This is a genomic window from Streptomyces sp. NPDC027672 (genome assembly GCF_055566335.1).
This window is the reverse complement of record NZ_JBVHSO010000014.1, coordinates 1-19,742: the sequence shown is the minus strand read 5'-3', so window position 1 is coordinate 19,742 and position 19,742 is coordinate 1. Positions and strand designations below refer to the sequence as shown.

The window sequence follows — 19,742 nt, the reverse complement described above, 5'->3', positions numbered from 1 at the left end:
ACAGTGACACCCGCACGCCACTGTCGGTGCCCGCTTCTCCGCGTGCGTGGCGGTACCGATAGGTTTTCGCTGAAGCCGCCTGTCGTTCAGGGTCCGGGCGGATGTGTAAGACCGCTATCGAAAGGGTGATCCGTTGAGCCGCTCGGTTCTCGTCACCGGAGGCAACCGGGGCATCGGCCTCGCCATCGCCCGCGCTTTCGCCGACGCCGGCGACAAGGTCGCGATCACGTACCGCTCGGGTGAACCGCCGGCCGGCTTCCTGGCCGTCAAGTGCGACATCACCGACCGGGAGCAGGTGGAGCAGGCCTACAAGGAGATCGAGGACCAGCACGGTCCGGTCGAGGTGCTGGTCGCCAACGCCGGCGTCACCAAGGACCAGCTCCTGATGCGCATGTCCGAGGAGGACTTCACCTCGGTCGTCGACACCAACCTCACCGGCACCTTCCGGGTCGTCAAGCGCGCCAACCGCGGCATGCTGCGCGCCAAGAAGGGCCGGGTCGTCCTGATCTCCTCCGTGGTCGGCCTGCTCGGCTCGGCGGGGCAGGCGAACTACGCCGCCTCCAAGGCCGCCCTGGTGGGCTTCGCGCGCTCCCTCGCCCGGGAGCTGGGCTCGCGCAACATCACCTTCAACGTCGTCGCGCCCGGCTTCGTCGACACCGACATGACCAAGGTGCTCAGCGACGAGCAGCGCCAGGGCATCGTGTCGCAGGTGCCGCTCGGCCGGTACGCGCAGCCGGAGGAGATCGCCGCGGCGGTGCGCTTCCTCGCGTCGGACGACGCCTCGTACATCACTGGAGCCGTCATCCCGGTTGACGGCGGACTGGGAATGGGTCACTGATCACCATGAGCGGAATTCTCGAGGGCAAGCGCATCCTGGTCACGGGTGTGCTGATGGAGTCCTCCATCGCCTTCCACGTCGCCAAGCTGGCCCAGGAGCAGGGCGCCGAGATCATCCTGACCGCGTTCCCGCGGCCCACGCTGACCGAGCGCATCGCCAAGAAGCTGCCGAAGCCCGCCAAGGTCATCGAGCTGGACGTGACGAACGACGAGCACCTCGGGCGCCTGGCCGACGTGGTCGGCGAGGAGCTGGGCGGCCTCGACGGCATCGTCCACTCCATCGGCTTCGCGCCGCAGGACGCGCTCGGCGGCAACTTCCTGAACACGCCGTTCGAGTCGGTGGCCACCGCCATGCACGTCTCGGCGTTCTCGCTGAAGTCGCTCACCACGGCCTGCCTGCCGCTGATGCAGAACGGCGGCTCGGTCGTCGGCCTCACCTTCGACGCGCAGTACGCCTGGCCGCAGTACGACTGGATGGGCCCGGCCAAGGCGGCCCTGGAGGCCACCAGCCGCTACATGGCGCGTGACCTGGGCAAGCAGAACATCCGCTGCAACCTCATCTCGGCGGGTCCGATCGGCTCCATGGCCGCCAAGTCCATCCCGGGCTTCGCGGAGCTGGCGTCCGTCTGGGACAGCCGCGCGCCGCTGGAGTGGGACCTGAAGGACCCGGAGCCGGCCGGCCGCGGTGTCGTCGCCCTGCTGAGCGACTGGTTCCCGAAGACCACGGGCGAGATCATCCACGTCGACGGCGGTCTGCACGCCATCGGCGCCTGAGCCTCCAGGGCCACACCGACGCCCCGTCTTCCCGCGCGTGCGGGGAGCGGGGCGTCTGGCATGTGCGGCCGAGCCGCGGGGCGTCGGCGTGGGCGGGGGGAGCAGCGGGGCGTCTGCGTGCGCGAGCCGCGAGGTGTCCGGCGTGTGCCGGGGAGCGGGGCATCACCCTTCCGGCGGGCCCGGCGCGGACTTCACCCGTTCGGCTCACCGGCCGGGCCGCCCCCGGACCGGCGGCGCACCCTGGATTACGGCGTCCCGCACGCCCTCTACGGCGTCCCGCACGTCCCTCCGCAGCCCGGCCGAGGAGGTCCCCTTGTGCGCCTGTCCCGCAGCCTGGCCCCGGTGACCGTGGCCCTGGCCCTCGTCCTGTCGCTGCCCTACGACGCGCTGCCCCACGCGCGCGGGAGGCACGGCGAGCCGTCCGCACCGAGCCGGTTCGGCGCCTCCTGCCGCACGGACGTGCGCGGCTCCCGTGTGGTCGCCTACTGCCACAACCCCTATGTGGACATCGACCGGGTGCGGCTGCACATCGAGTGCGCCCGCTGGTGGGACATCGACACCGACAGCGCCCCGGTGGACACCTGGCCGGCCCTGACCGTACGGCTCACCGGCCGGTGCTGGAAGGAGGTCCGCTCCGTCTGGATCAGCCACCAGAAGGCGCGGTGAACCGGCCCGGATTGCACAGGAACGGGTAGCTGGCGGCCTCCGCGGCCGCCGCCTCCGTGTCGCCCGCGCGGATCGCGTCCACCAGGCGCCGGTGGTCCATGTGGGTCTCCGGGGTCAGCTCCGCCCCGACGTCCGCGCGCAGCCAGTCCCGCAGCACCTCGCCGAGGTCGGCGTACATCGCCGTCATCACGTCGTTGTGGGACGCGGCGACCACGGCCAGGTGGAAGGTGGCGTCGGCGGTCACGAAGGCCTCCGTGTCGCCCGTCTCCCAGGCATGCTCGCGCCGGGTCAGCAGCGCCTCCAACTGCTTGAGGTCCCTGCCGGTGCGCCGCTCGGCGGCCAGCTTCGCCGCGGCCGACTCCAGCGTGGAGCGCAGCTCGGCGATGTGCCGCGGGTCGGCCTCGGCGAAGCGGCGGTGCATCACGCCGGCCAGCTCGCTGGTGGCCACGACGTACGTGCCCGAGCCCTGGCGGATGTCCAGCAGCCCGTTGTGCGCCAGCGCGCGGACGGCCTCGCGGACGGTGTTGCGGGCGACGCCGAGCTGCTCGACCAGTTCCGGTTCGGTCGGGATGCGCGCGCCGACCGGCCACTCGCCGGAGGTGATCTGGTTGCGCAGTGCGGCGATGACCTGCTCGGACAGCGCCGAACGGCGCGGGTGGCTCAAGGGCATGGCACACCTTCGCACGGGAGGAGCGGGCACGGACGCTCCGGGAATGGACAGGGAATCATCCTATGATTCTATGATGGGTCTCATGGCTAGTGAGGAAACCCGGACAGTGGAGACCCGTACGGCGATGAAACCGACCGAACGCGGTACGGCCCCCGCGGCGAGCACCCCCGAGACGGCCCCCGGCGCGGGCCGCACGCGCGCGTGGGCCGCGCGCCTGGTCGTCGTCGGCATCGTGCTCTCCGCGCTGAACCTCCGCCCGGCCATCACGAGCCTCGGCGCCCTCCTGGAGGAGGTCCGCGACGGGCTCGGCATGAGCGGTAGCGTGGCCGGGCTGCTCACCTCCGTGCCCCCGCTGTGCTTCGCCGTCTTCGGCGTCACCGCGCCCCGCCTGGCCCGCCGCTTCGGACCGTCCGCCGTGGTGTGCGCCGGCATGGCCGCCATCGCCGCCGGCCTGGTCATCCGGCCGTACGTCGGCAGCACGGCCGGATTCGTGGCCGCCAGCGCGCTGGCGCTGATGGGCATCGCCGTCAGCAACGTCCTGATGCCGGTCATCGTCAAGCGCTGGTTCCCCGACCGGGTCGGCTCCATGACCGGCCTGTACTCGATGGCCCTCGCCGCCGGCACCTCCCTCGCCGCCGCGGTGACCGTCCCGCTCACCGACGCCCTCGGCGGGAGCTGGCAGTCCGGCCTCGCCGTGTGGGCGACCATCGCCGCCGCCGCCGTGCTGCCCTGGCTGCCGCTGCTGCGGGACCGCGGCCCCGCCGAGCCCCGGCCGCTGGAGCCGGCGCCCGGCGCCGAAACCCGGCAGGCCCCGCTGCGCATGACCCGCAGCCGCACCGCCTGGGCGCTCGCCGTCTTCTTCGGCCTCCAGGCCACGGCCGCCTACATCACGATGGGCTGGATGCCGCAGATCTTCCGCGACGCCGGCGTCCCGGCAGGGACCGCGGGCGTGCTGCTCGCCGTCACCATGGTGATGGGCGTGCCGCTGGCCTTCGTCATCCCGCGCGTCGCCACGCGCCTGCCGCACCAGGGGCCGATCGTCCTGGTGCTGGGCGCCTGCGGGCTCGCCGGATACGCCGGGCTGTATCTCGCGCCGGCCGGCGGCTCCTGGGCCTGGGCCGTGCTGCTCGGCGTCTCCAACTGCGCCTTCCCGCTCGCCCTGACCATGGTCGGCATGCGGGCCCGCAGCGGTCCGGGCGTGGCCCAGCTGTCCGCGTTCGCGCAGAGCACCGGCTATCTGATCTCCATCCCCGGCCCGCTGCTGGTCGGCGTGCTCTACCAGCAGAGCGGCGGCTGGGGTCTGCCGATCGCCCTGATGGCGGCGCTGATGGTGCCGCAGATGGTGGTGGGCTTCGTGGCCGGCCGCGACCGCACGGTCGAGGACGAGGCGACACGCTGACCCGTACGGCGGTGCCCCCGGCGCCGCCGTACCGGACCGAAGTGCGACACTGGGCGCATGCAGCCTGTGCTCGACCCGAACCCGCAGAACGGCCAGAAGAAGATGCTGATCGTCTTCGGCTCGTTCCTCGCCATCTTCGTGATCATCGCCATCGTGGCGACCCTCGCCTCCCCGTGACGGCGGCCCCCGGCCGGGTCCCTCCGGGCGGATGGTGGGGCTGACCCCCCTGTCCCCTAGGGGGCCAGGCTCAGGGTCAACTGGGTGGGAATCCGGATGGGTTGGCGGCGCCGGGCCGCGTAGTTTCGAGGTGTGCCCGCGGCAGGCGGGCACGGACCGCTCGAAGACTCACGGAGGCGATCATGCCGGCCCGCACCCACCCCCGGTTCCCTCCGGCGACCACGGGCGCCGTCCCCGCCCGGCTGCCCTGGTGGGCGCTGGCCCTGCCCGTCCTCGCGTTCGTCGCGCTGCTCGCGCTGATACGCAACCCGTCGGACGCCCAGGCGGCGAGCGGCACCCCGGTGATCGCGCGGGTGCTGGAGCGCGCCCAGCAGTTCCTCGGGCGCTGACGGCAGGGTTCCCCGCGGGGTGAATCCGCATGTCAACTCCCTGCGCCGGGCGGTCTTTTTCATGCGAAGCTGGATCTCATGAGCGTCGCAGAACCCCGCAGGATCGTCCTCTTCCGGCATGCGAAAGCCGACTGGCCCGAGGTCCCCGACCATGAGCGCCCGCTCGCCGAGCGGGGCCGCGCGGACGCCGCGGTCGCCGGACGCAGGCTGGCCGACACCGGCCTCGCCTTCGACCTGGCCCTGTGCTCCACGGCGACCCGTACCCGTGAGACCTGGAAGCTGGCCGTCCACGAGCTGGCCCACCGGCCGAAGACCGTCTACGAGGAGCGGATCTACGAAGCCTCGCCCGGTGAGCTGATCGCCGTGCTCAACGAGCTGCCCGACGAGGTCCGCAGCGTGATCCTCATCGGCCACAACCCGGGCGTGCACGGCCTGGCCGACATCCTGGCCGGCACGGGCGAGAAGGACGCGCGGGAACGGATGAACCGCCGGGGCTTCCCCGCCGCCGCCTTCGCCCTGCTGACCCACGACGGCCCCTGGAAGGGCGTCGAACCCGGCGTGGCCGCGCTCACGGACTACTGGGCTCCCTCGGAGTGAGCGCGGGCCCGGCCCGCCGGCCGGCCTGCGCGCCCGGCACCTCACCGGGTGCCGGACCCTCCCGGCAGCCGGGCGCTGCGGGCACACGGGCACGACGGGCGGGCGCGACGGGCGCTGCGGGTCTGACGGGCGCCGCGGGTCTGACGAGGCTGGCGAAAGGGACCGGCCGTACGCGGTCTGGTCCGGGTCGGGCCGGTCTGGTCCGGCCCGGTCTGGTCCGGCTCAGCCCTCGTCGTGCGTGTCGGCGGCCTCCACCTCTTCCCGGGTGATGCCGAGGAGGTAGAGGACCGTGTCGAGGAAGGGGAAGTTCACCGCCGTGTGCGCCGCCTCCCGCACCACCGGCTTGGCGTTGAAGGCCACGCCCAGGCCCGCCGCGTTCAGCATGTCCAGGTCGTTGGCGCCGTCACCGATCGCCACCGTCTGCGACAGCGGCACCCCGGCCTCCGCGGCGAACCGGCGCAGCAGCCGCGCCTTGCCCGCCCGGTCCACGATCTCGCCGGTGACCCGGCCGGTCAGCCTGCCGTCGACGATCTCCAGCGTGTTGGCCTGCGCGAAGTCCAGACCCAGCCGCTCCTTCAGATCGTCGGTGACCTGGGTGAAGCCGCCGGAGACGACCCCCACCTGGTAGCCGAGCCGCTTCAGCGTGCGGATCAGGGTGCGCGCGCCCGGCGTCAGCCGGACCTGCTCGCGGACCTTGTCCACCACGGACGCGTCCAGCCCCTCCAGCAGCTTCACACGCGCGTGCAGCGACTGCTCGAAGTCCAGCTCCCCGCGCATCGCCGCGGCCGTCACCTCGGCGACCTGGTCCTCGCAGCCGGCGTGCGCCGCGAACAGCTCGATGACCTCGTCCTGGATCAGGGTCGAGTCCACGTCCATGACCACCAGCCGCTGGGCGCGCCGGTGCAGGCCCGCAGAGACCACGGCGACGTCGACACCCAGTGCCGCGGCGTCGGAGGCCAGGGCGGTGCGCAGCGGTTCGGTCTCCACGCCGGACACCGCGAACTCGACTGCGGTCACGGGGTACTTGGCGAGCCGGAAGATCCGGTCGATGTTGCCGCCGGCCTTAGCGATCCGCGAGGCGATCGCGGCCGTCGACTCGGCGGTGAGCGGATGGCCCAGCACGGTCACCAGGGAGCGTCCGAGGCCGCGCGGACGGTTGTCGCCGTGCCCGGAGATGATCTCCGCCTGCATCTTCATCGACTCGGCCCAACTGTGCACGGTGGACCGCAGGTGGCCCTCCAGACCGGCCGGCGGCTGGGTCACCAGCGCGCACAGCACCAGCCGGCCCCGGGTGACGACCTGCTCGATGTCGACCACGTCGACGAGGTAGGCGGCGAGGGTGTCGAAGAGACCCGCCGTGATGCCCGGCCGGTCCTTGCCGAAGATCTTGACGAGGAGGGTGGGGACCTCGGGGGTCTGCGAAGCGGAGGTCTGCGAAGCGCTCATGGTGTCACCACCGTATCCGGCACCCAGTGCCTCCCGCCGCCGAGGTCCGCCAGACGGACACGGACCGGGGGGCGGCGGCGCCGTCCGGAGCGCGTGCCGTAACGCCGGGCAAGGCCCGGGTTTCTGTCAGGGGGCGGAGCCTGAAATAGTTCCCCACGATGTTCGACATCCCTAGACTCCCCGCTTCGGGGGCAATTCGGGGGACAACTCAGTGGGGCATGGAGTGCCGGAACTCGTACTGGAATCACACGGACGGACCTGGACGCTCGACCCGTCCAGGCCCTATACCCTCGGCCGCGATCCGCAGGGTGACATCGTCTTCGACGACGCCAGGGTCTCCTGGCGGCACGCCACGGTCAGCTTCAACGGCCACGGATGGGTCGTGGAGGACCACGGCAGCACCAACGGCACGTTCGCGCAGGGCCGGCGGATCCAGCACCTGGAGATCGGCCCCGGCGTGGTGCTGCACCTCGGCAACGCGACCGACGGGCCGCGGCTGAACCTGTCGGCGGCCGCGGCACCGGCCGGCGGACCGGACCAGCACCCGCAGCAGGCGCCGTACGCGGCGCAGGACGCCGGTGCGGCCGGCTGGCCCCAGCAGGCCATACCCGAGCAGGCCCCCGCCCACCAGCAGGCCGTGCCCCACCAGGCCCCCGCGCACCAGCAGGCCGTGCCCCAGCAGCACGTTCCGCACCAGGCCCCGGCGCACCACCAGGCCCCGCAGGCCCACCAGGCTCCGCAGGCCCAGCCGGCCCCGCAGGCGGGCTGGCACCAGGCCCCGCAGCCGCAGCCGCAGCAAGCGCAGCCGCCCGCCTTCGCGCACCAGCACGGCGGTCCGGCCGGGCAGTACGCGCAGCAGACGCCCGGCGACGGCGCGGGGGCACCGCCGGTCTACGGCGACCGCAGCCCGACCACGTTCCACGAGTTCGCGCTCGGCCGCGTGATGCGCATCGGCCGTGCCCTGGAGAACGACCTGGTCGTCTCCGACCTCCAGGTCTCCCGGCAGCACGCCGAGTTCCACGCCACGCCCGACGGCCGCTTCGAGATCCGTGACCTTGGCTCGCACAACGGCACCTACGTCAACGGCCAGCCGATCGCGAAGGGCGGCTCAGCGCTGCTCGGCCCGAGCGACATCGTCGGCGTCGGCCACTCCGCCTTCCGGATCGTCGGCGACCGCCTCGAGGAGTTCGTCGACACCGGTGAGGTCTCCTTCTCGGCCCGCCATCTGACCGTCACGGTCGACGGCGGCAAGCAGATCCTCAAGGACGTCTCCTTCGGCGTACCCGAGAAGTCGCTGATCGCCGTGATCGGCCCGTCCGGATCCGGCAAGTCGACCCTGCTCAAGGCGCTCACCGGCTACCGGCCCGCCAACCAGGGCGAGGTGCTGTACGACAACCGGAACCTGTACAAGCAGTTCGCCGAGCTGCGCCAGCGCATCGGTCTGGTCCCGCAGGACGACATCCTGCACCGCGAGCTGACCGTGAAGAAGGCCCTGAAGTACGCGGCCAAGCTGCGCTTCCCGGCCGACACCACGGCGCAGGAGCGCGACGCCCGCATCGACGAGGTGCTGCGCGAGCTGAAGCTGGACATCCACAAGGACAAGAAGGTCACCTCGCTCTCCGGCGGCCAGCGCAAGCGCGTGTCGGTCGCCCTGGAGCTGCTGACCAAGCCGTCGCTGATCTTCCTGGACGAGCCGACCTCCGGGCTCGACCCGGGCATGGACCGGGACGTCATGCAACTGCTGCGCGGCCTCGCCGACGACGGCCGCACGGTCCTCGTCGTCACCCACTCGGTAGCCGAGCTGGCGCTGTGCGACAAGCTGCTGGTGATGGCGCCGGGCGGCGCGGTCGCCTACTTCGGCCCGCCGGAGGAGGCGCTGAACTTCTTCGGCTACGACAGCTGGGCCGATGTCTTCTCGGCGTTCGAGAACTACCGCGACTACGACTGGGCGGGCCGCTGGAAGGGCTCGCAGCACTACCAGATGTACGCGGCGGAGATCGACGCCATCGCCCCCCAGGCCGTGCCCATGCCGGTGCCGCAGGCGCTGAAGCCGCCGAAGCCGCAGAGCTGGGGCTCGCAGCTGATGACCCTGGTCCGGCGCTATGTCTCCGTCATCGCCTCCGACAAGGGCTTCCTGGCGCTCACCGTGCTGCTGCCGGCGGTGATCGGCGCGGTCAGCCTGCTGATCCAGCACGACCACGGTCTGCTGCCGAACCCGCCCAACCGCAAGACCGGCCTGCCCGTCCCGAACGGCACCGCCACCACCGTCCTGCTGATCCTCGCCGTCGGCGCGTGCTTCGCGGGCGCCGCGAACTCGGTCCGCGAGCTGATCAAGGAGCGGGTGATCTACGAGCGGGAGCGCGCGACCGGGCTGTCCCGCTCGGCGTACCTGATGTCCAAGGTGGTCGTGCTCGGCGCCGTCACCATGTTCCAGGGCCTGCTGGTCGGCCTGATCGGCTTCGCCAGCCGCGAGATCCCCGGCAAGGGGCTGGTGCTCGGCGGGTCGACGCTGATCGAGCTGTGCCTGCCGGTCATGGCGCTCGGCTTCACCTCCATGATGGTCGGCCTGGTGATCTCCTCGCTGGTGAAGACCGCCGAGAAGACCATGCCGCTGCTCGTGATGTTCGCGATCGTCCAGGTCGTCTTCACCGGCTGCCTGTTCACCCTGCACGGCACGCCCGGCGTCAACGAGTTCTCGTACCTGATGCCGTCGCGCTGGGCGGTGGCCGCGGCCGGCACCACGCTGGACTTCAACGCCATCGCCCCGAACACCGACGACCCGGGCAGCACCGACCCGCTGTGGGACCACGCCGCCTCGGCCTGGGGCCTGGACATGGTCGCGCTGCTCGCGCTCGGCGCGGCCTGCGGCTTCTTCGTGTCCCGCTTCCTGCGCCGCCACGAGCCGGAGGTCATGCGCAAGTAGCCGGCACCGCCGTGCGCGCGCACGCGCCGCGCCCGCAGGACGCCGAAGGGCGGCGCCCCGTCACGGGGTGCCGCCCTTCGGCGTTCGCGTCGCAGAGGTCCGCGCCAGGCCTCAGTACGCGCTGTTGACGTTGTCGATCGAGCCGTACCGGTGGGCCGCGTAGTTGGCGGCGGCGGTGATGTTGGCGACCGGGTCGTAGATGTTCCAGGAGGTGCCGGAGACGTGGTACGCGGTGAAGGTCGGCGGGATCACCTGGAGCAGGCCCTTGGACGGGATGCCGTTGACGGCGTTGACGTCCCAGTTGTTGATGGCGTACGGGTTGCCGGAGGACTCCCGCATGATGTTGCGGTGCAGTCCGCTGTAGCTGCCCGGGATGCCCTTGGCCTGCATGATGTCCAGGGCCTGGCGGATCCAGCCGTCGAGACCGTTGGCGTAGGTCTTCGCGGCGACCGGCTGGACCTGCAGGCGCTGCGTGGAGCGGGTGGCGGCCTGGGTGGCGGCGTGCTCGCGGGTGGCGGCCTGGGCGGCCTCCTTGGCCGCGGCGGCGTCGGCCGCCTTCTTGGCCACGGCGGCGTCGGCGGCCTTCTTCTGCGCCGCGAGGGTGTCCAGCTTGACGTTGGAGGTGGCGAGCTGGTCGGTGAGCGTGCCCTTGACGTTCTTCAGGGCCGTGCCGGAGGCGACCTGGGCGGTGGTGGCCGGGGCGCCGGTGGTGACGGTGCCGGCTCCGCCCGGGACGGCCGAGAAGGCCAGGGCGGCGGTGCCGAGGGCGGCGGCGCCGGCGACGGCGGCCAGCTTGTGCTGCTTGGTCAGCGGGCGACTGTGAGCACGGCTGAGGATGTTCTTGGGCATGGCTGATGGACCTCTTCGGATAGCGCGGAGGCCGCTCTCGCGTCCGCCGGGGGAATCGGCTCCTCCCGCACGAACGCCGCGGTGGGAGTCCGCGGCGCTGAGCGACGGTGCAATTCTTAGCGGGCGCAAAATCCCCAGGCAACGGTGTGACGTACGATCCCGCTTAGTGGATCAGGGAAGGGCAAAATAGGACAGACGGGACCGTCTATCCCGTTCATGCGGACGGGTCGTTCTCCTAAGCCCCTTCGTACGTGATGCAGGCCCTATGGGCGGGCTCACACCGGCCACCGCGCCACCTCACCGCGTGTTGCCGTCGCAAAGCTCTGTGTGAGGCCTCTCCTCCGTGCGCAGGAGGGGGCGGCGCCGGACCTACGCCGTGCGGACCAGGACCAGCGGACCGGGCCCGGCGGGCGGCGGACCGATCCGGGGTGCCGGACCCCGCCGGTACCGTGAGGACATGAGTCACGGCCCCCGGTCCGGCCTCGCCGCGGTGAGCTCCGCGCTGCTGGCCATGAGCAGGCATCTGGAGGTGCGCGACGTCCTGAAGACGATCGTCGCCTCCGCCCGCGAACTGCTCGACGCGCGGTACGCCGCGCTCGGCGTCCCCGACGACCACGGAGGCTTCGCGCAGTTCGTCGTGGACGGCGTCGACGAGGAGCAGTGGCGTGCCATCGGCCCGCTCCCGCGCCAGCACGGCATCCTCGCCGCGATGCTGCACGAGGCGAAGACCCAGCGCCTCGCCGACGTGCGCGAGGACCCCCGCTTCGGCGGCTGGCCGGCCGCCCACCCCGAACTGGCCGACTTCCTGGGCCTGCCGATCAGGGACGGCGAGGAGGTCATCGGGGCCCTGTTCCTCGCCAACAAGCGCTGCGCCAGACCGGAGGGCGGCTGCGGCTTCACCCAGGACGACGAGGAACTGCTCGCCATCCTCGCCCAGCACGCCGCCATCGCCCTCACCAACGCCCGGCTCTACGAGCGCAGCCGCGAGCTGACCATCGCCGAGGAACGCTCCCGCCTCGCCCACGAGCTGCACGACGCGGTCAGCCAGAAGCTGTTCTCCCTGCGCCTGACCGCCCAGGCGGCGGCCGCGCTCGTCGACCGCGACCCCGCCCGCGCCAAGGACGAACTGCACCAGGTCGCCACGCTCGCCGCCGAGGCCGCCGACGAGCTGCGCGCCGCCGTCGTCGAGCTGCGGCCCGCCGCGCTGGACGAGGACGGCCTGCTCGCCACCCTGCGCACCCAGATACGGGTCCTGGACCGCGCCCACACCGCCCGCGTCACCTTCACCAGCAACGGCTTCCGCGCCCTGCCCGCCGCCCAGGAGGAGGCCCTGCTCCGGGTCGCCCAGGAAGCCCTGCACAACGCGCTGCGGCACTCCGGGGCGGCCCGGGTCGGGGTGAGCGTGGAGCGGCGCGGCGGCGGCGCCGTCCTGCGTGTCACCGACGACGGCCGCGGCTTCGACCCCACGGCCGTCCGCCGCGCCGGGCGCCACCTCGGCCTGGTCTCGATGCGGGACCGGGCGAGCGGGGTCGGCGGCGCGCTGAGCGTGGAGTCGGCGCCCGGCAAGGGCACCACGATCGAGATGGAGGTCCCCGGTGGCTGAACCCGTCAAGGTACTGCTGGTCGACGACCACCAGGTGGTCCGCCGGGGCCTGCGCACCTTCCTGGAGGTGCAGGACGACATCGAGGTCGTCGGCGAGGCCGCCGACGGCGCCGAGGGCGTCGCCCGCGCCGAGGAGCTGCGGCCCGACGTCGTCCTCATGGACGTCAAGATGCCGGGCATGGACGGCATCGACGCGCTGCGCAGACTGCGCGAACTCGGCAACCGGGCGCGCGTGCTGATCGTCACCAGCTTCACCGAGCAGCGCACGGTCGTCCCGGCCCTGCGCGCCGGCGCCGCCGGGTACGTCTACAAGGACGTGGACCCCGACGCCCTCGCCGGCGCCATCCGCTCCGTGCACGCCGGCCACGTCCTGCTCCAGCCGGAGGTCGCCGACGTCCTGCTCTCCCAGGAGGAGACGGGCGGCGGCCAGGGCCGGGGAGGCTCGCTCACCGAGCGGGAGCGCGAGGTGCTCGGCCTGATCGCGGACGGCCGCTCCAACCGCGAGATAGCCCGCGCCCTCGTCCTGTCCGAGAAGACCGTCAAGACGCACGTCTCCAACATCCTGATGAAGCTCGACCTCGCCGACCGCACCCAGGCCGCCCTGTGGGCCGTACGCCACGGCGCGGCCGGCTGAGCCGCCCGGTCACCCGGCGGGGCCGGCCCAGGCCGCGCGCCGGTCCCGGGTCTCCCGGTCCCACCGGGAGACCGCCCGGCCGGCCACCCGTCCGGGGCGCGCGGTCAGCGCACCCCGCGCTCCCGCTCCTCCACATACGCGTTGTACGCCGCCACCTGCGCCCGCCGGGCCGTCCGCTCCACCGGCCTGAGCGCCTCGGCCCGCGCCGCCATCTCCGCGGAGCTGACCGCGCCCCCGTGCCCGGTGCCCTGCGCCAGCGACACCAGCAGCCGCACCCGCCGCGCCAGCTCCCACACCCGCACCGCGCGCGGCGGATAGCCCGGCGCCAGCACCTCCGGCCGCCCGTCCGCCACCCGGCCGCCTCCAGGGGAGCCGCCGCGCACCGCCCCGGCCCGCGCCCGGTACGCCTCGATCGCCGCCTCCGCCACCGGCCCCGACGCGGCCACGTCCAGCTTCGACAGCACCTCGGTCGCCTCGCGCAGCGCCTCCGCCAGCTCCCGCTCGGCCTCGCCCAGCGACGGCACGTCGGCCGGCGGCGCCTCGCGCACCGGCAGCACCCGCCAGACCACCTCGGCGTGCACATCACCCTCGGGCCCGGCCTCGTACACCTCGGGCACCAGCCCGAACGCGGCACCGTGACAGACCACCGCCTCCCCGGCCTCCAGCGCCCGCGCGTTGAACTCCGGCGGACCGCTCAGCCCCAGCGGATGACCCGGCGCGGGCAGCGCCACCCGCAGCCCGGTCACCCCGAGCGTGCGCAGCCGCCCCAGCGCGAGCGTCAGCCCGACCGGCGCGGTCTCGCCGGGCAGCCCCTCCACCCGGTGCACCGCGTCCCCGTCCACGATGGCGAGCACGGCGTCGTCCGGAGAGACAAGTCCGGCCAAAAGGGCGTTTCCCCAAGCGGCAAGGCGTCCTGAACGCGGTTCCGAGAGCATGCCCCCACCCTAAGGACCGGACCGATGGAATGGAGCGCGGCACTCGTGGCGTAGATTTCATAAGGGCTGCGCCCACCGGCGCGGCGGACCCGAGCCACAGGCGTACGACAGCCGAGACCGGCCACACTGCAAGGGGAGACAACGCGCTCATGAGCGATGTTCTGGAGCTTCAGGACGTATCCGTGGTCCGCGAGGGCCGGGCTCTGGTGGACCAGGTCTCCTGGTCGGTGAAGGAGGGCGAGCGCTGGGTCATCCTCGGTCCCAACGGCGCCGGCAAGACCACCCTTCTGAACGTCGCCTCCAGCTACCTCTACCCCAGCAAGGGCACCGCCACCATCCTCGGCGAGACCCTCGGCAAGCCCGGCACCGACGTCTTCGAGCTGCGCCCCCGCATCGGCATGGCCGGCATGGCGATGGCCGACAAGCTGCCCAAGCGCCAGACCGTCCTGCAGACCGTCCTCACCGCCGCCTACGGCATGACCGCCGGCTGGCAGGAGGAGTACGAGGACGTCGACGAGCAGCGCGCCCGCGCCTTCCTCGACCGCCTCGGCATGAGCGACTACCTGGACCGCAGGTTCGGCACCCTCTCCGAGGGCGAGCGCAAGCGCACCCTGATCGCCCGCGCCCTGATGACCGACCCCGAGCTGCTCCTGCTGGACGAGCCCGCCGCCGGCCTCGACCTCGGCGGCCGCGAGGACCTCGTCCGCCGCCTCGGCCGCCTCGCCCGCGACCCCATCGCCCCCTCCATGATCATGGTCACGCACCACGTCGAGGAGATCGCCCCCGGCTTCTCCCACGTCCTCATGATCCGCCAGGGCAAGGTCCTCGCCGCCGGACCCGTCGAGCTGGAGCTGACCAGCCGCAACCTCTCCCTCTGCTTCGGCCTGCCGCTCGTCGTCGAGCAGATCGGCGACCGCTGGACCGCCCAGGGCCTGCCCCTGTCCTGACCCCGCGCCCCGCCCGCGCGCCCTGTCCGCCGCCCGGCCACGGCCCTACCATGACCATGTGGACATCGACGCATGGGTGTGGTGGCTCGTCGGCGCGGCGGCGCTCGGAATTCCGCTCGTGGTCACCGCGATGCCGGAGTTCGGCATGCTCGCGGTGGGAGCCGTCGCGGCGGCGGTCGTCTCCGCCCTCGGCTTCGACGCGGTCATCCAGGTCCTCGCGTTCGTCGTCGTCTCCGTCGCCCTCATCGCCGTCGTCCGGCCCATCGCGGCCCGGCACGGCCGGCAGCGCCCCCAATTCGCCACCGGCATCGAGGCATTGAAGGGCAGACAGGCCGTCGTACTGGAACGCGTCGACGGATCCGGCGGCCGGATCAAGCTGGCCGGGGAGATCTGGTCGGCCCGCGCCCTCGACACCGGCCGCGCCTACGAGGTGGGCCAGGAGGTGGACGTCGTAGAGATCGAAGGGGCCACCGCGATCGTCCTGTGAGACAACTGGCCCGGAACAGCTCACGTGTTGCGCGACGGTCTGTCAGACTCGACCAGCAAGATCTTCGACACTCATGAGATCTGCCGAAGGCGCCGAAGCGGAGAAGGGTACGGGGAACGACGATGGAACCGGTCATCATCGTCTTGGTCATCCTGGTGGTGTTGGTCTTCATCGCCCTGATCAAGACGATCCAAGTGATCCCACAGGCGAGCGCGGCCATCGTCGAGCGTTTCGGCCGCTACACACGGACACTGAACGCGGGCCTCAACATCGTGGTCCCGTTCATCGACACCATCCGCAACCGCATCGACCTGCGGGAACAGGTCGTACCGTTCCCGCCGCAGCCGGTGATCACCCAGGACAACCTGGTCGTGAACATCGACACGGTCATCTACTACCAGGTCACCGACGCCCGGGCCGCCACCTACGAGGTCGCCAGCTACATCCAGGCGATCGAGCAGCTCACCGTCACCACCCTGCGCAACATCATCGGCGGCATGGACCTCGAACGGACCCTGACCTCCCGCGAGGAGATCAACGCGGCCCTGCGCGGTGTCCTGGACGAGGCCACCGGCAAGTGGGGCATCCGCGTCAACCGCGTCGAGCTGAAGGCCATCGAGCCGCCCACCTCCATCCAGGACTCGATGGAGAAGCAGATGCGAGCCGACCGGGACAAGCGCGCCACGATCCTCCAGGCCGAAGGCGTCCGGCAGTCCGAGATCCTGCGCGCCGAGGGCGAGAAGCAGTCCCAGATCCTGCGCGCCGAAGGCGAGGCCAAGGCGGCCGCGCTGCGTGCCGAGGGCGAGGCCCAGGCCGTCCGTACGGTCTTCGAGGCCATCCACGCCGGCGACCCGGACCAGAAGCTGCTCTCCTACCAGTACCTCCAGATGCTCCCCAAGATCGCCGAGGGCGACGCCAACAAGCTCTGGATCGTCCCCAGCGAGATCGGCGACGCCCTCAAGGGCCTGTCCGGCGCCATGGGCAACTTCGGTTCCCTGGGCGGAGGTTCCGGCAACAACGGCAACAACGGCGGCCCCGACAACGGCAACAACGGCGGCACGGAACGCCGGGAGAAGCCGCGCATCGACTGAAGCCCGGCCGCCCGCGCCCCCGCCGGGGGGTGCGGGCGACCGCGCGAGCGGCCCCCAACGGCCCACGGCCGCACCCCCGGAGGAACCCGGCAGCGCGTGTTACGCCGCGTTATGCCGCGTCCCGGGCGAGCCACCCGGGGAGCGCGGCGAAGTCCTCCCGTCCCAGCGCGAGCAGCATCGCATCGGCGGGCGTGGGCTCGAACGGCTCCCGCAGCAGAGCCATCCCCGCCTCCTGGGGAGTCCGGTCCGCCTTGCGGTGGTTGTCCTCCGCGCAGGCGGCCACCGTGTTCAGCCAGGTGTCCTGCCCGCCCCGCGACCGCGGCACGACGTGGTCCACGGTCGTCGCCCGGCGCCCGCAGTACGCGCACCGGTGCCGGTCCCGCACCAGCACCCCGCGCCGCGACCACGGCGCTTGTCTTCGGAACGGCACCCGTACGTACCGGCACAGCCGGATCACCCGGGGCGCGGGTATGTCCACCTCGGCACCGCGCATACGCAGTTCGGGATGGGTCTGCTCGACCACGGCCTTGTCCTGCAGCACCAGGACCACGGCTCGGTTCAGGGTCACCGTCGACAGCGGTTCGAAACTCGCGTTCAGGACCAACGTGTCACGCATCCAGCCCACCTCCCGTGTGCGCCTGCCCGCCCCCCGGCGGGCTTCGGTCAACTCTGGACGGGCACGCCGAGATGGACAACGCAATAAAAACTGCCCGCCTCCGGTCACTTCCAAGACCGGAGGCGGGCAAAACCTCGGTGAACCCCCGGCCGCGCCGGGCCGCCGTGGTCAGTCCTCGGCGGGGTTCTCGTACTCACCGATCAGCTGGGCGCGGGCGATCGTGTGGAACCGCAGGTTGAAGCCGACGACGGCCGGCGAGGCGTCCGCGTCCGGACCCAGCTTCTCCTGGTCCACCGCGTACACCGTGAAGACGTACCGGTGCGGGCCGTCACCGGGCGGCGGGGCGGCGCCGCCGAAGTCCTTCGTGCCGTAGTCGTTGCGCGCGTGCACGGCGCCCTCGGGCAGCCCCGCGAACGCACCGCCGCCCGCACCCGCCGGCAGCTCGGTCACCGAGGCGGGGATGTCGAACAGGACCCAGTGCCAGAACCCGCTCCCGGTGGGCGCGTCCGGGTCGTAGCAGGTCACGGCGAAGCTCTTGGTCTCCGCCGGGAAGCCCTCCCAGCGCAGCTGCGGCGAGGTGTTGCCCTCGGCCTGCACCTGGGCGCTTTTGAGCGTCGCGCCCTCCTGGACGTCCTCGCTCGTCACCGTGAACGACGGCACGGGCGGATGGAAGTCATGGGGGAGCGGCCGCCGCTTCTGCTCGGTCACCTCGGTACCTCCTGATCGGATCTGCAACAGCGGGTACCGAGCCTAGAACCAGTTGCGCTTGCTGCCGACCTCGGACAGCCACTGGTTGAGGTAGGCCGCCCAGTCGGTCCCCTGCCAGTCGTTCAGACCCACCTGGAAGGACCGGTAGGTGTCCGAGCCCTCGCTGAACAGGCCCGGCTTCTTGTCCATCTCCAGGACGACGTCCATCGCGTGCTCGTCCGCCACGAAGCTCAGCTCGACCTGGTTCAGACCCCGGTACTGCGCCGGCGGGAAGAACTCGATCTCCTGGTAGAAGGGGAGCCGCTGCCGCGTCCCCCGGATGTGGCCGCGCTCCATGTCCGCGTTCTTGAAGCGGAAGCCCAGCTGGATGAAGGCGTCCAGCACGGCCTTCTGCGCCGGCAGCGGGTGCACGTTGACCGGGTCCAGGTCGCCCGAGTCCACCGCCCGCGCGATCGCCAGCTCGGTGGTCACACCGATGTGCATCCCGCGCAGCGCCTGCCCGTCGATCATGGTGACCGGCGTCTCCCACGGGATCTCCAGCCCGAACGGCACCGCGTGCACGGCACCCGCCTGGAGTTCGAAGGCACCGCCCAGCCGCACCTTCGTGAACTCGATGTCCTGCTTGTACTCCTGGTCGCCGCTCTCCACCTCGACCTTGGCCTGCAGACCGACGGACAGCCCCTCGATGGCCTGGTTCACCGACCCGCCCTGGATCCGCACCTCACCCTGGACCACACCGCCCGGCACGACGTTGTCCTCGGTCAGCACCGTCTCGACCGACGCCCCGCCGGCCCCGAGGCTCGCGAGCAGCTTCTTGAACGCCATGACACTCCCTCTACGAATGAACCGTCGACCCGTACGAACGCGATCCGCCCGTGACCGGTTCCACCGGCCCGGTACGCCGCCTGGGCTACCCTCGGAGGGCATGATCGCGCCTCCGGACCGTACGCCACTGCCCCGCAGCTTCTTCGACCGCCCGGTGCTGGAGGTCGCTCCCGATCTCCTCGGCCGCATCCTGGTCCGGACGACACCCGACGGCCCGATCGCCGTCCGCCTCACCGAGGTGGAGGCCTACGACGGGCAGAACGACCCCGGCTCGCACGCCTACCGCGGCTGCACCGCGCGCAACGCGGTCATGTTCGGCCCGCCCGGACACGTGTACGTCTACTTCACCTACGGCATGTGGCACTGCATGAACCTGGTCTGCGGACCCGAGGGCCGGGCGAGCGCCGTGCTGCTGCGCGCGGGCGAGGTGGTGGAGGGCGCCGAGCTGGCCCGGCAGCGACGGCTTTCGGCCCGCAACGACAAGGAACTGGCCAAAGGTCCCGCCCGGCTGGCCACGGCACTGGGCGTCGACCGGGCACTGGACGGCACGGACGCGTGCGCCTTGGGCGAGACGCCGATGCGGATGCTGACCGGCACGCCGGTCCCCTCCGACCAGGTGCGCAGCGGTCCCCGGACCGGTGTCGCCGGCGAGGGCGGGAACGGCGACCTGCACCCGTGGCGCTACTGGGTGGCCGACGACCCGACCGTCAGTCCCTACCGCGCGCACGTGCCGAGGCGCCGCCGGGGTTGACTCGGGTCGGCGAGGTGCGTAATGTGGCCCGAGCCGCTGAACCGGGTACGGCTTTAGCCTGCAGCCGGAGCGGCCAACCCACTACCTTGGCTCCAGCCCCTCGACGGGGTCGTTTCTGGCGCGTCCGCGCGCCCGAATTCGAACCCGCGGGACTCGATTATGAGTCTCCGGGGGAATCCGCTAAAGTAGTGAATGTCGAAAGGGCGGGCGGCGAAAGCCGAAAGCCCCAAGAAAATCCCGCCGACAGGGAATCGGATCGAGAAAAGATCTGATAGAGTCGGAAACGCAAGACCGAAGGGAAGCAGCCCGGAGGAAAGCCCGAGAGGGTGAGTACAAAGGAAGCGACCGTTCCTTGAGAACTCAACAGCGTGCCAAAAGTCAACGCCAGATATGTTGATACCCCGTCTACCGGAGCAGT

Annotated in this window: 20 protein-coding genes and 1 pseudogene; 14 read left to right on the top strand and 7 right to left on the bottom strand. The window is 71.8% G+C overall.

The genetic code is table 11. The annotated features are described in order from the left end of the window. The first annotated feature begins 133 nt into the window (after positions 1-133). The 3 genes from fabG (at position 134) to ACZ4SV_RS28995 (ending at position 2,277) form a co-directional block, all read left to right on the top strand. Positions 134-838 carry a 3-oxoacyl-[acyl-carrier-protein] reductase gene (gene fabG / locus ACZ4SV_RS29005; protein ID WP_365878277.1) on the top strand — a complete coding sequence of 235 codons (705 nt, stop codon included), beginning with the start codon at positions 134-136 and terminating at the stop codon, positions 836-838. A gap of 5 nt (positions 839-843) precedes the next feature. Then, complete coding sequence (gene fabI, locus ACZ4SV_RS29000) at positions 844-1,611, top strand: enoyl-ACP reductase FabI (protein WP_365878275.1); 768 nt, start codon at positions 844-846, stop codon at positions 1,609-1,611. A 315-nt stretch (positions 1,612-1,926) separates the two neighbouring features. Further along, positions 1,927-2,277, top strand: a complete 351-nt coding sequence (locus ACZ4SV_RS28995; protein ID WP_365878274.1) for a hypothetical protein — start codon at positions 1,927-1,929, stop codon at positions 2,275-2,277. Here the strand turns inward: ACZ4SV_RS28995 and ACZ4SV_RS28990 are convergent. Further along, entirely contained in the window at positions 2,255-2,947 is a 693-nt protein-coding gene (locus tag ACZ4SV_RS28990; protein ID WP_365878272.1) for a FadR/GntR family transcriptional regulator, read from the bottom strand. The genes ACZ4SV_RS28995 and ACZ4SV_RS28990 overlap by 23 nt on opposite strands. Positions 2,948-3,017: 70 nt before the next feature. Here ACZ4SV_RS28990 and ACZ4SV_RS28985 point away from each other — a divergent pair, with 70 nt between their 5' ends. From ACZ4SV_RS28985 to ACZ4SV_RS28970, 4 genes are all read left to right on the top strand, one after another. After that, a complete protein-coding gene (locus ACZ4SV_RS28985; protein WP_468007692.1) occupies positions 3,018-4,346 on the top strand; it encodes a CynX/NimT family MFS transporter in 1,329 nt (442 codons plus the stop codon). Between the two features lie 57 nt (positions 4,347-4,403). Then, on the top strand, positions 4,404-4,523 hold the full coding sequence (locus ACZ4SV_RS28980; RefSeq protein WP_364863007.1) for an SGM_5486 family transporter-associated protein: 120 nt from the start codon (positions 4,404-4,406) through the stop codon (positions 4,521-4,523). Between the two features lie 182 nt (positions 4,524-4,705). After that, entirely contained in the window at positions 4,706-4,912 is a 207-nt protein-coding gene (locus ACZ4SV_RS28975) for a hypothetical protein (protein ID WP_468007690.1), read from the top strand. Positions 4,913-4,990: 78 nt separating this feature from the next. Further along, a complete protein-coding gene (locus ACZ4SV_RS28970) occupies positions 4,991-5,509 on the top strand; it encodes a SixA phosphatase family protein (RefSeq protein ID WP_365878266.1) in 519 nt (172 codons plus the stop codon). A 222-nt stretch (positions 5,510-5,731) separates the two neighbouring features. Here ACZ4SV_RS28970 and serB read toward each other — a convergent pair whose 3' ends face one another. Next, on the bottom strand, positions 5,732-6,955 hold the full coding sequence (gene serB / locus ACZ4SV_RS28965; protein ID WP_365878264.1) for a phosphoserine phosphatase SerB: 1,224 nt from the start codon (positions 6,953-6,955) through the stop codon (positions 5,732-5,734). Positions 6,956-7,166: 211 nt separating this feature from the next. Here serB and ACZ4SV_RS28960 point away from each other — a divergent pair, with 211 nt between their 5' ends. After that, positions 7,167-9,878 carry an FHA domain-containing protein gene (locus ACZ4SV_RS28960; RefSeq protein WP_468007688.1) on the top strand — a complete coding sequence of 904 codons (2,712 nt, stop codon included), beginning with the start codon at positions 7,167-7,169 and terminating at the stop codon, positions 9,876-9,878. A gap of 111 nt (positions 9,879-9,989) precedes the next feature. Here ACZ4SV_RS28960 and ACZ4SV_RS28955 read toward each other — a convergent pair whose 3' ends face one another. After that, entirely contained in the window at positions 9,990-10,727 is a 738-nt protein-coding gene (locus ACZ4SV_RS28955; protein ID WP_365881967.1) for a transglycosylase SLT domain-containing protein, read from the bottom strand. Positions 10,728-11,184: 457 nt separating this feature from the next. Between ACZ4SV_RS28955 and ACZ4SV_RS28950 the strand changes: the two genes are divergently transcribed. Then, positions 11,185-12,330, top strand: a complete 1,146-nt coding sequence (locus tag ACZ4SV_RS28950; protein ID WP_365881969.1) for a GAF domain-containing sensor histidine kinase — start codon at positions 11,185-11,187, stop codon at positions 12,328-12,330. Continuing rightward, a complete protein-coding gene (locus ACZ4SV_RS28945) occupies positions 12,323-12,964 on the top strand; it encodes a response regulator transcription factor (protein WP_365942028.1) in 642 nt (213 codons plus the stop codon). Before ACZ4SV_RS28950 ends, ACZ4SV_RS28945 begins: the two co-directional genes overlap by 8 nt. Positions 12,965-13,068: 104 nt before the next feature. On the opposite strand, the gene ACZ4SV_RS28940 is transcribed toward ACZ4SV_RS28945, so the two are convergent. Next, entirely contained in the window at positions 13,069-13,899 is an 831-nt protein-coding gene (locus tag ACZ4SV_RS28940; RefSeq protein WP_468007684.1) for a hypothetical protein, read from the bottom strand. 29 nt (positions 13,900-13,928) lie between these two features. Here ACZ4SV_RS28940 and ACZ4SV_RS28935 point away from each other — a divergent pair. The 3 genes and pseudogenes from ACZ4SV_RS28935 to ACZ4SV_RS28925 form a co-directional block, all read left to right on the top strand. Then, positions 13,929-14,579, top strand: a pseudogene (locus tag ACZ4SV_RS28935) (ABC transporter ATP-binding protein); the annotation flags it as partial. Between the two features lie 325 nt (positions 14,580-14,904). After that, positions 14,905-15,333, top strand: coding sequence for an NfeD family protein (locus tag ACZ4SV_RS28930; RefSeq protein WP_365881976.1), 429 nt, complete (start codon positions 14,905-14,907; stop codon positions 15,331-15,333). Between the two features lie 122 nt (positions 15,334-15,455). Next, on the top strand, positions 15,456-16,424 hold the full coding sequence (locus ACZ4SV_RS28925) for an SPFH domain-containing protein (RefSeq protein WP_365881978.1): 969 nt from the start codon (positions 15,456-15,458) through the stop codon (positions 16,422-16,424). Positions 16,425-16,533: 109 nt separating this feature from the next. Here ACZ4SV_RS28925 and ACZ4SV_RS28920 read toward each other — a convergent pair whose 3' ends face one another. The 3 genes from ACZ4SV_RS28920 to ACZ4SV_RS28910 form a co-directional block, all read right to left on the bottom strand. Beyond that, positions 16,534-17,040, bottom strand: a complete 507-nt coding sequence (locus tag ACZ4SV_RS28920) for an HNH endonuclease (protein ID WP_365881980.1) — start codon at positions 17,038-17,040, stop codon at positions 16,534-16,536. A 168-nt stretch (positions 17,041-17,208) separates the two neighbouring features. Next, positions 17,209-17,748, bottom strand: a complete 540-nt coding sequence (locus tag ACZ4SV_RS28915; protein ID WP_365881982.1) for a YbhB/YbcL family Raf kinase inhibitor-like protein — start codon at positions 17,746-17,748, stop codon at positions 17,209-17,211. A gap of 42 nt (positions 17,749-17,790) precedes the next feature. Continuing rightward, positions 17,791-18,573 (bottom strand): sporulation protein, encoded by a 783-nt coding sequence (locus tag ACZ4SV_RS28910; RefSeq protein WP_468007681.1) that lies wholly within the window; start codon positions 18,571-18,573, stop codon positions 17,791-17,793. Between the two features lie 100 nt (positions 18,574-18,673). Here ACZ4SV_RS28910 and ACZ4SV_RS28905 point away from each other — a divergent pair, with 100 nt between their 5' ends. Then, positions 18,674-19,324 (top strand): DNA-3-methyladenine glycosylase, encoded by a 651-nt coding sequence (locus ACZ4SV_RS28905; protein WP_397941869.1) that lies wholly within the window; start codon positions 18,674-18,676, stop codon positions 19,322-19,324. The last annotated feature ends 418 nt before the right edge of the window (positions 19,325-19,742 follow it).

Coding starts and splice junctions, on each gene's coding strand:
- fabI (WP_365878275.1), top strand. CDS start 844: ATGAGCGGAATTCTCGAGGGCAAGCGCATCCTGGTCACGGGTGTGCTG.
- ACZ4SV_RS28990 (WP_365878272.1), bottom strand. CDS start 2,947: ATGCCCTTGAGCCACCCGCGCCGTTCGGCGCTGTCCGAGCAGGTCATC.
- ACZ4SV_RS28985 (WP_468007692.1), top strand. CDS start 3,018: ATGATGGGTCTCATGGCTAGTGAGGAAACCCGGACAGTGGAGACCCGT.
- ACZ4SV_RS28980 (WP_364863007.1), top strand. CDS start 4,404: ATGCAGCCTGTGCTCGACCCGAACCCGCAGAACGGCCAGAAGAAGATG.
- ACZ4SV_RS28975 (WP_468007690.1), top strand. CDS start 4,706: ATGCCGGCCCGCACCCACCCCCGGTTCCCTCCGGCGACCACGGGCGCC.
- ACZ4SV_RS28970 (WP_365878266.1), top strand. CDS start 4,991: ATGAGCGTCGCAGAACCCCGCAGGATCGTCCTCTTCCGGCATGCGAAA.
- serB (WP_365878264.1), bottom strand. CDS start 6,955: ATGAGCGCTTCGCAGACCTCCGCTTCGCAGACCCCCGAGGTCCCCACC.
- ACZ4SV_RS28955 (WP_365881967.1), bottom strand. CDS start 10,727: ATGCCCAAGAACATCCTCAGCCGTGCTCACAGTCGCCCGCTGACCAAG.
- ACZ4SV_RS28950 (WP_365881969.1), top strand. CDS start 11,185: ATGAGTCACGGCCCCCGGTCCGGCCTCGCCGCGGTGAGCTCCGCGCTG.
- ACZ4SV_RS28940 (WP_468007684.1), bottom strand. CDS start 13,899: ATGCTCTCGGAACCGCGTTCAGGACGCCTTGCCGCTTGGGGAAACGCC.
- ACZ4SV_RS28925 (WP_365881978.1), top strand. CDS start 15,456: ATGGAACCGGTCATCATCGTCTTGGTCATCCTGGTGGTGTTGGTCTTC.
- ACZ4SV_RS28920 (WP_365881980.1), bottom strand. CDS start 17,040: ATGCGTGACACGTTGGTCCTGAACGCGAGTTTCGAACCGCTGTCGACG.
- ACZ4SV_RS28910 (WP_468007681.1), bottom strand. CDS start 18,573: ATGGCGTTCAAGAAGCTGCTCGCGAGCCTCGGGGCCGGCGGGGCGTCG.
- ACZ4SV_RS28905 (WP_397941869.1), top strand. CDS start 18,674: ATGATCGCGCCTCCGGACCGTACGCCACTGCCCCGCAGCTTCTTCGAC.